10 protein-coding genes and 1 pseudogene are annotated in these 12,521 nt (G+C 59.2%); 8 read left to right on the top strand and 3 right to left on the bottom strand.

Annotated features, from left to right (window positions below):
- Positions 1-188 precede the first annotated feature (188 nt).
- Both ACRZ9X_RS22155 and ACRZ9X_RS22150 read left to right on the top strand, forming a co-directional pair.
- Positions 189-801: pseudogene (locus ACRZ9X_RS22155) on the top strand (transposase); the annotation flags it as partial.
- 317 nt (positions 802-1,118) lie between these two features.
- Entirely contained in the window at positions 1,119-2,792 is a 1,674-nt protein-coding gene (locus tag ACRZ9X_RS22150; RefSeq protein WP_480522267.1) for an adenylate/guanylate cyclase domain-containing protein, read from the top strand.
- 9 nt (positions 2,793-2,801) lie between these two features.
- Here ACRZ9X_RS22150 and ACRZ9X_RS22145 read toward each other — a convergent pair whose 3' ends face one another.
- Both ACRZ9X_RS22145 and ACRZ9X_RS22140 read right to left on the bottom strand, forming a co-directional pair.
- Positions 2,802-3,521, bottom strand: a complete 720-nt coding sequence (locus tag ACRZ9X_RS22145; protein ID WP_480522265.1) for an aspartate/glutamate racemase family protein — start codon at positions 3,519-3,521, stop codon at positions 2,802-2,804.
- The gene (locus ACRZ9X_RS22140) at positions 3,518-4,222 is read right to left on the bottom strand and encodes a GntR family transcriptional regulator (RefSeq protein ID WP_480522264.1); all 705 of its coding nucleotides are present in this window, start codon (positions 4,220-4,222) and stop codon (positions 3,518-3,520) included. The genes ACRZ9X_RS22145 and ACRZ9X_RS22140 overlap by 4 nt, the downstream gene beginning before the upstream one ends.
- 111 nt (positions 4,223-4,333) lie before the next feature.
- Between ACRZ9X_RS22140 and ACRZ9X_RS22135 the strand changes: the two genes are divergently transcribed.
- Complete coding sequence (locus ACRZ9X_RS22135; protein WP_480522263.1) at positions 4,334-6,028, top strand: thiamine pyrophosphate-binding protein; 1,695 nt, start codon at positions 4,334-4,336, stop codon at positions 6,026-6,028.
- Here ACRZ9X_RS22135 and ACRZ9X_RS22130 read toward each other — a convergent pair.
- Positions 5,989-6,909 carry a LysR family transcriptional regulator gene (locus tag ACRZ9X_RS22130; RefSeq protein WP_480522262.1) on the bottom strand — a complete coding sequence of 307 codons (921 nt, stop codon included), beginning with the start codon at positions 6,907-6,909 and terminating at the stop codon, positions 5,989-5,991. The genes ACRZ9X_RS22135 and ACRZ9X_RS22130 overlap by 40 nt on opposite strands.
- Positions 6,910-7,006: 97 nt before the next feature.
- On the opposite strand from ACRZ9X_RS22130, the gene ACRZ9X_RS22125 reads away from it, so the two are divergent.
- From ACRZ9X_RS22125 to ACRZ9X_RS22105, 5 genes are all read left to right on the top strand, one after another.
- Complete coding sequence (locus ACRZ9X_RS22125; protein WP_480522266.1) at positions 7,007-8,137, top strand: enolase C-terminal domain-like protein; 1,131 nt, start codon at positions 7,007-7,009, stop codon at positions 8,135-8,137.
- Positions 8,134-9,384 carry an NAD(P)/FAD-dependent oxidoreductase gene (locus ACRZ9X_RS22120; protein WP_480522261.1) on the top strand — a complete coding sequence of 417 codons (1,251 nt, stop codon included), beginning with the start codon at positions 8,134-8,136 and terminating at the stop codon, positions 9,382-9,384. The genes ACRZ9X_RS22125 and ACRZ9X_RS22120 overlap by 4 nt, the downstream gene beginning before the upstream one ends.
- A 52-nt stretch (positions 9,385-9,436) precedes the next feature.
- Positions 9,437-10,414: a TRAP transporter substrate-binding protein gene (locus ACRZ9X_RS22115; protein ID WP_480522260.1), complete on the top strand. Its 978-nt coding sequence runs from the start codon at positions 9,437-9,439 to the stop codon at positions 10,412-10,414.
- A 64-nt stretch (positions 10,415-10,478) separates the two neighbouring features.
- Positions 10,479-11,012 (top strand): TRAP transporter small permease, encoded by a 534-nt coding sequence (locus ACRZ9X_RS22110; protein ID WP_480522259.1) that lies wholly within the window; start codon positions 10,479-10,481, stop codon positions 11,010-11,012.
- Between the two features lie 4 nt (positions 11,013-11,016).
- On the top strand, positions 11,017-12,330 hold the full coding sequence (locus tag ACRZ9X_RS22105; RefSeq protein WP_480522258.1) for a TRAP transporter large permease: 1,314 nt from the start codon (positions 11,017-11,019) through the stop codon (positions 12,328-12,330).
- The last annotated feature ends 191 nt before the right edge of the window (positions 12,331-12,521 follow it).

Below are 12,521 nucleotides of genomic sequence, written 5' to 3'. Positions count from 1 at the left end.
CAACCAAAATCCAAACAGCCCGTTCGATCCACAAACAGTCCACCGGACTGTTTGCTTAACGATCAAACCTCGTCAGGCTCATAACCTGAAGGTCAGAGGTGCAAAGCCGTAAGCAGTTCGTGAACTGGCCCCCATTTAGACCGGGCACCTTGGCCTGACCAAGGAGGCTTAAGGATAGCCTTAAGCACATGCTCATGTCTGAGATTGAAATCATCACCGACGGTGGCCGCCGTCGTCACTGGTCTGCGGCTGACAAGCTGCGGATCGTAGAAGAGACGATGTTTGAGGGGCAGAGCATCTCTGCTGTTGCGCGTCGCAATGGTGTGGCTCCCAATCTTCCGTATCGTTGGCGCAAGCTCATGCTCGAAGGGGGAAGCATCGCCTTGGCCGCAAATGACAGCGTCACCGGAAACAAGACGGTCCGTGGCATGGAGGCTCGCATTCGGGAACTTGAACGCCAGCTCGGGCGCAAGACGATGGAAGTAGAAATCCTGAAGGAAGCCCTCGACAAGTCACTGGCAAAAAACCGACCTTGCTTGCGCTGTCGCCGAAACGGCACGATTTGCTATGAAAACCGTCGCCGATATTTTGGAGGTCTCCCGTTCCAACCTGCATGACCGGGTGAACGGGAGCGCAAAGCCGCGTCGGGGCTATCATAAAGCCCAAGATACGGCGGTCCTGCCACACATACAGGCGTTGGTGGCGAAGCGTCCAACCTATGGATATCGCCGCATCACGGCGCTGCTGAACAGGGAGCTGCTTACGCAGGATTTCACACCAGCTTCGTATCCCTTGATCTTCCCAATGATCTGTTCGTCACTAAAACTGCGTTTCATAGTCCATCCTTTGCTTGGACCGATTGCTAACACCACAATGGTCTAATTTAAGGGGGCTCGGTCACTTGAACGTCACAGGTGCAAATCCTCTCCCAAAACCAGTATCCAACGCCATTCACAAAAACTGCACCTTAAAGTGAACTGCGTGGCACCCGAACTCCTTTGTTTCCGCTACCCGCGCGCGCTCAATCCGCTAGGTCAAATAGGAACTAAATAAGGTGGCGGATTGCAGGTATGGAAAGCGGTCAACGGGTGATCAGGGCGAATGGGAGAGGCTCGGTGATGCAGCAGGCTCGGCTGTGGTCGGGTTTGATCTTGTTGGCATATGCGACCGGTCATTTCATCAACCATGGCCTTGGGTTGGTTTCTCTGGCCTGGATGGACGGGATGCTGTCCGTCATGTCCTATGTCTGGAGTTCTGTTCCCGGTACGGCTCTGCTATATGGGTCCTTCGCCGTTCATATCCTGTTGGGCGCGCTTAGTATTCTAAGCATTCGCAGTCTGAAGATGCCGTTTTGGCGCTGGTTTCAGATCCTATTGGGGCTGGCGATCCCGTACTGGCTGGTCAGCCATGTCATTGTCACGCGCGGGTCCGAGGTGTTGACCGGGGTGCCGGTCAGCTACCTACAGGAGCTGTCCTTGCTTTGGCCGGTGTCGGCGGTCAAACAGAATGCCCTGCTTCTGCTGGTCTGGGTGCACGGGATGGTCGGAGTTCACTTTTGGCTGCGATCCAAGTCCTGGTATAAGGACGGGCTGTTGATCCTTCTGCCCGTCGCGGTGGCGATTCCGATTGTGGCCATTGCGGGTTGGATGGTGGCAGCGCAGCGCGAGTTACTGCGTCTTGAGCTTGTACCAGACGGTGCCGAAGTGGCAGGTTTGGCTGTGCGGCTGAGTGAGGTGCGTGGGGCAGTTTCATCTTATCAGACAGCGGCTCAGGGATGGGTCATCATTATTCTGAGCGCGGTGTTGCTGCTTTTCGGGCTGTTGTATTTCGCCATGAACCTGCGCAAACGGGTTCAGGTGTCTTACGGTCGGGACCTTGTGCTGGACGCGGCGCCGGGCAAGACGCTGTTGGATGTCAGCCGCGACAACGGCATTGAGCATATGTCAATTTGCGGCGGACGGGCGCGCTGTTCGACCTGTCGGGTGGTTGTCATGTCGGAACAAGACGGGCTCAGCCCGGTTGGGCCGGCCGAGCGCAAGCTGCTGGACAAGATCAATGCCGAGCCAAATATGCGTCTGGCCTGTCAGGCGCGTGTTGTGGGTGATGTCGATGTTCGGCCACTGATCCAACCGCGACGCGCGTCGTCCACGCCTCTGAAATCGGACCCGTTTGGATGGGGGGTCGAACGTGAGGTCAGCGTGCTGCACCTCAAGATCAAAGAGTTTCGGCCATTCGTGGACAAAACTCTGCCCTATGATGTGATCTTTGTGCTCAACCAGTTATTGGACCTGATGGTCGAGCAGATCGAGTTGCAGGGCGGCGTTGTCGACAAATTCACAAATGACGGGCTGACGGCCGTTTTTGGCCTTGAGACTCACAAGACGCAAGCCGCGCGTGCGGCTCTGTCGGCGGCGGCGGAGTGTCAGTTGCTGCTGCAGGACGACAGCGGTCTGCTGGACAAACAACTGGTTCAGCCATTGTCCGTTGCTATTGGCGTGCACTCGGGGCGGGCGGTGATCGGGCGCGTGGGAAAGAGCTCGGCGCAGGTAGCCCCCAGTGCCGTGACCGCGATTGGCAATGTCTCGATCACAGCCGAGGCGTTTGAGACTGTGGCGCGGAAAGTGGATGCCGCCATTGTTTATTCAAAATACATGCACGAGATGTGCGGGCTGGGCATTGCCGAGATGTTGGGTCAGACCCACGGAATTGCCATTCCGGGTGTCTCGGGGCAGGTCGAGGCAGTCATCGTGAAAAACAGCGGGCCGTTGCGAAAGAAACTGAGACTCTCCTGACGCGCGACCTTAGCTTAACGGGTAGACCGGAGGGGTCAGCCCGGATTGGAACCAGTTGACGAAGGACACGATTGAAAAGACGGGCAGGCCGGTCGCCTTTTGGATGTCCGACGCGTAAGGGCACATATTGGTGCATTCCAGCACAATCGCGCCCAGATCCGGGGTGTCGGCTTGCAGGGCAAGCGAAGCCTCGACATTATCCGCGCGGGCTTTCTCCACGTCCAAAGCCTCTTCATTGCCCAGAATGGCGCGGGTGAATTCCTGGCCCCCTTCGGTCGTGCCAATGGGCGTATCGGCCGGAACCTGGGCAAGGCGAAGGTGGTCGTCGCTTAAGGATGAGGCCGAGATTGTCAGGACCCCTGCACGTTTTCCTGCGGGCAGGATTCGGTTCACCATTCCCACCTGCATCAGCGAGGAGGTGGCAACTGGCACCGGCACGGCCTGCGCCAGTTCGTATTGGAAAAGCGACAGGAAGCCGCAATTGGTGGTAATCCCGTCTGCGCCATCGCGGACCAGTTCGCGCGCGGCGTCGATGAACGCGTCCAGCATGCCATCGGCCTTGTGCCGTACCACCCGATCTGGCGAGGCCTCGCGGACGATGCGGTAGAGCACGGGAAAGGGCCATGTCTGCGCATTGCCCATGTCGCCGGGAATGCGGGGAAACCGGGCGTCCAGCATCAGGATTCCGACCGATGCGCCGTAGATGGATTTGCCGCCCCTTGCGATCATGTCTTGGCCTCCTCGATGATGCGGGTCGAGATGTTCTCGGACCCTTCCATGTAGATGCTGGATATTCCTTCGCGCACGGCGTCTTGAACCTGGTCCATCCGCTTGGCGATATGCGTGCCCAGTATGTCGGCCGCCTGATCTCTGTTGCGGTCCATCAGTGCCTGCATGACACGTTTATGCTCATCTTTCGAGCGATGCACCCGGTCCATGCTCATGGATATCCAGCGGATATACCGGATGCGCTCGTTGATCCGCATCAGGGTCTGAAGCAACTCGTTGTTGCCGGATAGTTTTGCGATCCCCAGATGGAAGGCCTCGTCCCGGCTGACGGCGTCTTCGACGGTCAGGCCGGTGATGTCGATCCCGGTCTCATACAGCTCAGTGCAGAGCGCCTGCAGATCGCCATCCGTCGCCTTCACGCATGCCGCGCGCACGGCCGCTACTTCTATGATCTGGCGCAGTTCGAACAGATCGAAAACGCTTTCAGCGTCCAGCGGGCGGCAAAAAAAACCCTGACCGGGGCGAAAATCGAACAGCCGTTCAGCGACGAGCCGGTTTAACGCCTCGCGCAGGGGGGTGCGGCTGACCCCAAGGTCTCGGGACAGCGCGACCTCGTTCAACCGGTCGCCGGGACGTAGCCGGAAAGACACCGCCATCGCCTTGACCTGATCATAAATGTCATCAACCCGTGGACCTGCCATGACCTTTGTCCTTTTTCCTGATCGACAGGTGACACAGGCACGTCTTGAAATCAATATACATTACTGTATACAGATCTGTGCGCAATTCTGAAACCATAGGAGCTACATGCAATGACGGGCACAAACCATCTGACCGGAGCGGAAGCCATGGTGCGTATGCTCGAAGCGCATGGGGTGACGCATATGTTTGGCCTGTGCGGTGACACCACGTTGCCGTTCTATGATGCGCTGGCCCGGATGGACCACGGAATTCAGCACATTCTGACAAGAGATGAACGTCACGCAGCCTATATGGCGGATGGCTATGCCCGCGTGACAGGCAAGCCGGGCGTGTGTGAGGGCCCTTCCGGTGGTGGCGCGACCTATATTCTGCCGGGTGTGGTCGAGGCCAACGAAAGCTCTGTTCCGATTCTGGCAATCACGTCGGACGTGGCGACAACCAGCCGGGGCAAGTACCCTTTGACGGAACTGGACCAACCGGCGCTGTTCAAGCCGTTGGCGAAATGGAACGCCTCGCTGGATGACGCGACTCGTCTGCCGGCCATGGTTCGCGCGGCATTCCGCGCGATGACGACAGGCACACCCGGCGCGACACATCTGGCGCTGCCGTTTGACACTCAGAAAGCGCCGTTGGACGAGGCCGAAATTTGGGCGGATGCGCGGCATCGCAGCTTTCCGGCCGAGAGGGCGGGGCCGGACCCGGATGCGATTGAAGCCGCTGCCGAGATTTTGGCGCAGGCGAACTCCGCTGTGGCGGTGTGTGGGGGCGGCCCGGTTCTGTCTGGCGCTGAAGATGCGCTGCGCCGGGTTGCAGCCCTGCTGGACATGCCGGTTGCCACCACAGTCTCGGGTCAAGGTGCGATTGCTGAAACTGATCCGCTGGCCCTGGGCGTGGTGGGGTCGAACGGCGGTGTGCCTGCGACCCGCGCCGTGGTGGACGCTGCCGATGTCGTCTTGTTCATAGGTTGCCGCGCCGGGTCGGTCACGACCGAACGCTGGCGCAGCCCCGGGCGTGATGCCACTATCATCCATATCGACAGCGACCCGATGGTGATCGGCGCGAACTATCCGACCGAGGTCGCGATCTGCGCCGATGCTTGTCTGGCGCTTGAGGCCTTGGCGGATGCGCTGCAGGCTCGTCGGGACTTGCCCAATCTGGGTGGCACGGCCAAAGCCCGCGCCGCATGGGAGGCCAAGCTGACCGCCTTCGCCCCTCTGGCCGCCAGTCGCGAAACGCCGATCCGCCCCGAGGCGGTGATGGCCGCGCTGATGGATATCCTCGATGACGATGCGATTGTGGTCGCTGATCCCGGCACGCCGTGCCCCTATTTCAGTGCGCATTATCGTTGGCGCAAACCGGGGCGGCACTTCATCACGAACCGCGCGCATGGAGCGTTGGGCTATTCGTTGGGCGCCGCCATGGGCGCGCATGTGGGGCGGCCTTCGGTCAAAACCCTGTCCGTCATGGGCGACGGCTCGTTCGGCTTTACTTGTGGCGAATTTGAAACGATGGTCCGGCACAACATGCCGATTACGTCGATTGTGTTCTCGAACTCGGTCTTTGGCTGGATCAAGGCCGGGCAAAATGCGGGTTTTGGTCAGCGGTATTACAATGTTGATTTCAACCGCACCGATCACGCAGCCGTGGCCGCCGCCTTTGGCGTGAAGTCATGGACGGTCCGGGACCCTGCCGATCTGCCTAGTGTTCTGCGGCAAGCCATCGAACATGACGGCCCGACACTGGTCGATATCCATTCGCAACCCCTTCACGAAGCAGCGGCGCCGGTCTCGGAATGGGTCGCGTAAGAGGCGATTGACGGGGTGAGCTGGGCCAGAAACTCCTGCGCTATCGTAGACAGGGGGCGTCCTTTGGCGGTGATGATCGCAAGGTCCAGCATGACGGCCGGACGGAAGGGACGTGTCAGGTATCCGTTTTCACCGTCGAAGGTGACGGTAAACGGGTCGATCATCGCCACGCCCATACCCTGTTTGACAAAACTCAACAGGTTTTCCGAAAGATGAGTGTGGATTTGCGTCCGCCACGTGCGTCCTGCAGCTTGAAAGATATCACGGGTCCGGCGGTGGGTCTGATGTTCCGGGCCCATGACGATGAATGGCTCGTGCTCAAGTATCTCGGGTGTCAGCACCTCATGCGCCGCCAGAGGACTGGTGTCCGGGAAAGTCGCCATCGTTTCAAATCGGAACACCTGATAATTCAGCGTATCATGCAGTATTGGCATTTCGACAATGCCGATCTCGAACAGGCCCGAGATCACCCATTCCTGAATTTTCGAGGAGTATTGCGATTGAAAGCTGACCGACAGGTTGGGTCGGCTGTGCGCAAAGCGGGCGATTTCGCGCGGCATGAACCCAAACGACAGCAGATGCGGTGCAGCAACCTGCAACTGACCCGGGTGCTTGTTCTGCAAATCCGACACCGCCTGCGCCACGTGATCCAATCCGCGCACGACTGTGTCGACCTCGCGATACAACAGCTCGGCCTCGGGTGTTGGCAACAAACGCCCCTTGGTTCTTTCAAACAGCGGCAACCGCGCTTCGCGTTCCAGCTGGGCCAACAGGTTGCTGATGCCCGGTTGCGAGATGCCCAGCACCGAGGCAGCGCCAGTCACGGTGCCGGTCTCCATGATGGCGTGAAAGGCCTGCAATTGACGAAAGCGGAGAGACATAAGTCAGCCTATCATTTTATCTGATGAAGTGCCGAAGAAATAGTATTTGAAATGATATGCCGGTCAAGGCAGGCTGATGCCACTGGCAAGGGGTGCAATGGGCGATCTGGAGCAGACAATCATCGGGTATGACCTGTGGCACCTGAAGCTGCCGGTTACATCCCGTCGCGATCACGGGATAGGATCCGTCGAAGGTGCGTGCGAAATTGTCATCCTGCGGCTGAGATCCGAGGACGGAACCGAGGGCTTTGGCGAGGCCTCGCCCTGGTCCGTGTTCACAGGTACGCCCGAAGCCACCTATGCCGCGCTGAACCGTTATTTGCGCCCGCTTGTTGTTGGTGCACGGGTTGGGGACCGGTCTGCGATAATGGCGCGCGCGGCTTATGCCGTGGCTCATTGTACCGAGGCGAAGGCGGCATTGGAAACGGCCCTTTTGGATCTTGCGGGCCGGATCTGCAGGGTGCCGGTCTGGTCCCTGCTGGGGGGCCGCTGCCGCGGAACGATCCCGCTCAGCTGTTCGATTGCGAACCCCGATTTCGGGCAGGATATCGATCTGTTGGCGCAGCTGCAGGCGGATGGTATCCGGATCGTGAAGCTCAAGACAGGGTTCAAGGACCACGCGTTTGACATCATGCGGTTGGAACATCTGGCGCAGTCCCATCCCGATTTCTCTGTCCGTGTGGACTATAATCAGGGTCTTAGCATCGAAGAGGCTCCGGCGCGGGTGCGGGATGTGGCACAGTTCGCCCCGGATTTCATCGAGCAACCGGTCCGCGCGCACCATTTTGGCATGATGGCCCAGTTGCGCGGGATGACCGATGTGCCGCTATTGGCAGATGAAAGTGTCTTTGGCCCCGAGGATATGGAACGCGCTGCGCGCGAGGGCATTTGCGACGGTGTGTCGGTTAAAATCATGAAATCTGGTGGTCTGACCCGCAGTCAGACGGTCGCGCGGATGGCGGCGTCACACGGCCTGACGGCCTATGGTGGTGATATGTTCGAAGCCGGTCTGGCCCATCTGGCAGGTACGCATATGATCGCGGCAACCCCAGAAATCACGCTGGGCTGCGAGTTCTATCAGGCGTCCTACTTCCTGTTTCAGGACATTCTGGAAGAGCCGTTCCCGGTCCGCAACGGTCAGGTGGCTGTTCCCGACGGCCCGGGGTTGGGCGGCAGGCCGGATGTGGCCAAACTGGATCACTACGCGGTGGCAAGGGCGGTGGCATGAGCGACAAAAAAACCATAGCCATCATCGGTGCAGGAATTGTCGGAGTGTCCGCCGCGGTCTGGCTGCAACGCGATGGTCATGACGTGATCCTGATCGACAAAGCGGGACCGGGCGAGGGCACATCCCACGGCAATGGCGGGGTGTTGGCATCCTGCTCGATCGTGCCGGTGACGGTTCCCGGTCTGCTTGGGAAAGCGCCAAAGATGCTGTTCAGCCGTTCTCAGCCGTTGTTTCTGAAATGGGGGTACCTTCCCAAATTGCTCCCGTGGCTCAGGCAATATCTGAGCCACGCGAACGTCGCCGATGTTGAACGGATTGCGGCTGCCCTGACGCCCATTGTCGGAGACAGCTTGAATGACCACAAGGCTCTGGCGGCAGGGACGGGCGCTGAAAAGTGGATTGTGCCGTCAGATTATCTGTTCCTTTATGGCAATCGGGCCCAGTTCGAAGGTGACGCGTTTGGCTGGGGCATCCGGCGCAAGCACGGTTTCCAGTGGGAAGAACTGGAGGGCAAAGCCTTTCACGATTATGATCCGGTTTTCAGCACGGATATCGGTTTTGCCGCCAAGCTGTCAGATCATGGTCACATCACCGATCCGGGGCGTTATGTGAAGGACCTGGCCGCGCATGTCGAGAAGAATGGCGGTCGGATCATTCGTGCCCATGTCGAGGACGTACTACGCGACAATGGGCGTGTCACAGGGGTGCGAACGGGTGCAGAGACCATTCCCTGCGACACCGCGATTGTGACGGCCGGGGTCTGGTCGGGGCCTTTGGCGAAACGATTGGGGGTTTCTGTTCCCCTTGAAAGCGAACGCGGCTATCATCTTGAATTGGTAGAACCTTCTGCCATGCCGCGTAGCCCGGTCATGGTGGCATCAGGCAAATTTGTTGCCACACCGATGGACGGGCGCATACGTTTGGCAGGGATAGTTGAATTCGGCGGGTTGGATGCCCCGCCCTCACGCGCACCGTTTGAGTTGATGCGCAAGAATGCCCGGGCCGCCTTTCCGGGCGTGACATGGAAGGAGGAAGTGGAATGGATGGGGCACAGGCCTGCTCCGGCGGATTCGATCCCGGTGATCGGAGTGGTTCCGAGGATTAACGGTGCCTATATGGGTTTTGGTCACCATCATATCGGTTTGACGGGTGGCCCAAAAACAGGACGCCTGTTGGCGCAGATGGTCGCGGGCCGGACCCCGAATACGGATATGAGCGTCTATGCACCCTCGCGTTACGCAACATAAGAAATGGCCGGTGAACACCACCGGCAACTGGAAATTCAATAGGGAGAATACGATGAAAAAACTAACAAACCTAATGGCAGCAACTGCTTTGACTGCAGCGTCAGCCGCACCCGCTCTGGCCGAAAAATGGGATATGCCGATGGCTTACTCGGCGTCGAACTTCCACTCGGCCACGGGGGCAGAGTTTGCCAAATGCGTCACCACCGGCACAGGCGGCGAGATCGAAATCGTCACCCACCCTTCGGGCTCACTGTTCAAAGGGGCGGACATCAAGCGCGCGATCCAGACCGGGCAGGCCCCGATTGGGGAACGCCTGCTGTCGGGTCACCAGAATGAAAACGCGCTGTTCGGGTTTGATTCAATCCCGTTCCTGGCAACCTCGTTCGACGACAGCGCCAAGCTGTGGGATGCGGCCAGGCCGTCCATTGAAAAACTGCTGGCCGAACAGAACCTGACGCTGCTTTATGCCGTGCCATGGCCGCCGCAGGGGCTGTATTTCAAGGATGAGGTAACCTCGGTCGCGGATATGGAGGGGATCAAGTTCCGGTCCTACAACAACGCGACCTCACGGTTGGCCGAGCTGACCGGGATGCTGCCTGTGACCATCGAAGCGGCTGAGATCAGTCAGGCTTTTGCCACCGGTGTGGCGGATTCGATGGTGTCGTCGGGATCAACCGGGTACGACCGTAAGGTCTGGGAAAGCCTGAACTATTTCTATGAGGTCGACGCCTGGTTGCCGCGCAACTACGTGATGGTGAACTCGGATGTCTGGTCGGGCGTGTCGGACACCAACAAGAACGTCATCAAAGCCTGTGCCGAGTTGGCTGAATACGCGGGCAACTGGCGCGCCAAGGAATATACCGGGTTCACGCTGCAAGGTCTGCGTGACGGCGGCATGACCGTTGGCCCGGCTTCGGATCAAATGGTGGGTGAGCTGAAAGAAATCGGCGTGACCATGACCAACGAATGGCTGGAAGCCGCAGGGGACGAGGGCAAGGCCATCGTCGATGCGTTCCAGTCCTCGCAGTAACTGCGCGCGTGGGCGGCGGAGAAAACCGCCGCCCACAAACCAATCATAATAACGCGGGGACGGTATGGCAGCATTGCGAGGACTTCGGTCCGTACTGGATTTCATCTATCTGGCGGCAGGGGTTCTGGCGGCGCTCAGCCTGATCTCCATCCTGCTGCTGATCGTGGTGCAGATGCTGGCCCGCTGGACCGGAGAGGTCTTTCCCGGCGCGCCCGATTATGCCGGTTATGCAATGGCCGCAGCGTCATTTCTGGCCTTTGCCAACGCCCTGAACCGGGGCAGTCACATCCGCGTGTCGATCCTGTTGAACGCGGTGTCTGACAAAGTTCGGCGCATCCTTGAAATCTGGTGCTTTGCCATCGGAGCCGCTGTGATGTGGTATTTCTGCTGGTACGCCTACCGCTTTGTCTACTGGAGCTGGAAGTTCAATGACGTCAGTCAGGGGCAGGACAGAACGGCGCTTTGGATACCTCAATCCACCATGCTGATCGGGGCCGTTATCCTGGCCATCGCCCTGACCGATCACCTGTTCCATGTGCTGTTCAAAGGCGATCACCGGATCACCCGCGATCTGGCTGATCAGAGCCACGGAGAATAAGAGCATGGAAAACCTGTCTGTCATCATCCTCTTCCTCTTCGTTCTGTTCACCCTTCTGGGCAGCGGTGTCTGGGTCGGGCTGGCCCTGATGGGCGTCGCCTGGGTCGGGATGGAGCTGTTCACGACCCGACCCGTCGGCGACGTGATGATCACCACCATCTGGTCTGCCTCCTCATCCTGGACCCTGACCGCGCTGCCAATGTTCATCTGGATGGGCGAGATCCTCTATCGAACGCGATTATCCGAGGACATGTTCAAAGGGTTGTCGCCATGGATGGCCCCGCTGCCCGGCGGTCTGGTGCATACGAATATCGTGGGCTGCACCGTCTTTGCCGCGGTGTCGGGCTCATCCGCGGCCACGCTGACCACGGTCGGCAAAATGTCGATCCCGGAACTGCGCAAGCGCAATTATCCCGAACGGATGATCATCGGCACTTTGACCGGTGCTGCAACGCTGGGGCTGATGATCCCGCCTTCGCTGACGCTGATCGTCTATGGGGTCACGATCAACGAATCCATCACCAAGCTGTTCTTTGCGGGCATCCTGCCGGGTCTTGTGCTGGCGGCGATGTTCATGGGCTACGTGGCGATCTATTCGAAACTGGGCAAGGATTGGCAGCCGAATGAGGAAGGCAAGCTCAGCTTCTCGGAAAAGGTCAAGAACTCGCGCTTTCTACTGCCCGTGATCCTGCTGATCTTGGTGGTGATCGGATCGATGTATCTGGGCTATGCCACCGCGACCGAGGCTGCGGCCTTTGGCGTGATCGGCGGGCTGTTGCTTGCGGCGGGGCAGGGATCGTTGACGTGGAAGACCTTTACCGAAAGCCTCATGGGGGCCACACGCACCAGCGCGATGATCGCCCTGATCCTTGCGGGCGCGGCGTTCCTGTCGCTGTCGATGGGCTTTACCGGCCTGCCGCGTGGGCTGGCCGATCTGATTGCGGGGTGGGAGCTGACGCGGTTCGAACTTTTGATGGTTCTACTGGTGTTCTACATCATCCTTGGCTGCTTCCTGGATGGAATCTCGTCCGTGGTGCTGACCATGGCCGTGGTCGAACCGATGATCCGCGACGCCGGGATTGATCTGATCTGGTTCGGTATCTTCATCGTGGTGGTGGTTGAGATGGCGCAGATCACGCCGCCCATCGGCTTCAACCTGTTCGTGATGCAGGGCATGACCAACCACGAGATGAGCTATATCGCGCGCGCGGCGATTCCGATGTTCCTGATCATGGTGCTGATGGTCTTCATCCTGATCTGGTTTCCCGACCTTGCCACCTGGCTGCCTGAAAACCTGAGGCAGAGCCCGGGCGGGTAGGGCGGTTGCGTGAACCGCTCTGCCCGTTGGAGTAGTCCCCTAGCTGATCTGGGTTCAGGCAACCGCCTTTTGGCGCGTGGCAAAGTCGAACTCGGCGTCACGAAACCGCAGGTTGTCACGTGAAAGCTGATCGACGCGGGTGACGCCCATCAGCTTCATGTCGCGCTCGATCTCGGCCCGCATGAGTCCCA

The organism is Ruegeria sp. AL1 (assembly GCF_056540905.1).
The sequence above is the reverse complement of the archived record's forward strand: the minus strand, read 5'-3'. Positions and strand labels throughout refer to the sequence as shown.

Coding starts and splice junctions, on each gene's coding strand:
- ACRZ9X_RS22150 (WP_480522267.1), top strand. CDS start 1,119: ATGCAGCAGGCTCGGCTGTGGTCGGGTTTGATCTTGTTGGCATATGCG.
- ACRZ9X_RS22145 (WP_480522265.1), bottom strand. CDS start 3,521: ATGATCGCAAGGGGCGGCAAATCCATCTACGGCGCATCGGTCGGAATC.
- ACRZ9X_RS22140 (WP_480522264.1), bottom strand. CDS start 4,222: ATGGCAGGTCCACGGGTTGATGACATTTATGATCAGGTCAAGGCGATG.
- ACRZ9X_RS22135 (WP_480522263.1), top strand. CDS start 4,334: ATGACGGGCACAAACCATCTGACCGGAGCGGAAGCCATGGTGCGTATG.
- ACRZ9X_RS22130 (WP_480522262.1), bottom strand. CDS start 6,909: ATGTCTCTCCGCTTTCGTCAATTGCAGGCCTTTCACGCCATCATGGAG.
- ACRZ9X_RS22125 (WP_480522266.1), top strand. CDS start 7,007: ATGGGCGATCTGGAGCAGACAATCATCGGGTATGACCTGTGGCACCTG.
- ACRZ9X_RS22120 (WP_480522261.1), top strand. CDS start 8,134: ATGAGCGACAAAAAAACCATAGCCATCATCGGTGCAGGAATTGTCGGA.
- ACRZ9X_RS22115 (WP_480522260.1), top strand. CDS start 9,437: ATGAAAAAACTAACAAACCTAATGGCAGCAACTGCTTTGACTGCAGCG.
- ACRZ9X_RS22110 (WP_480522259.1), top strand. CDS start 10,479: ATGGCAGCATTGCGAGGACTTCGGTCCGTACTGGATTTCATCTATCTG.
- ACRZ9X_RS22105 (WP_480522258.1), top strand. CDS start 11,017: ATGGAAAACCTGTCTGTCATCATCCTCTTCCTCTTCGTTCTGTTCACC.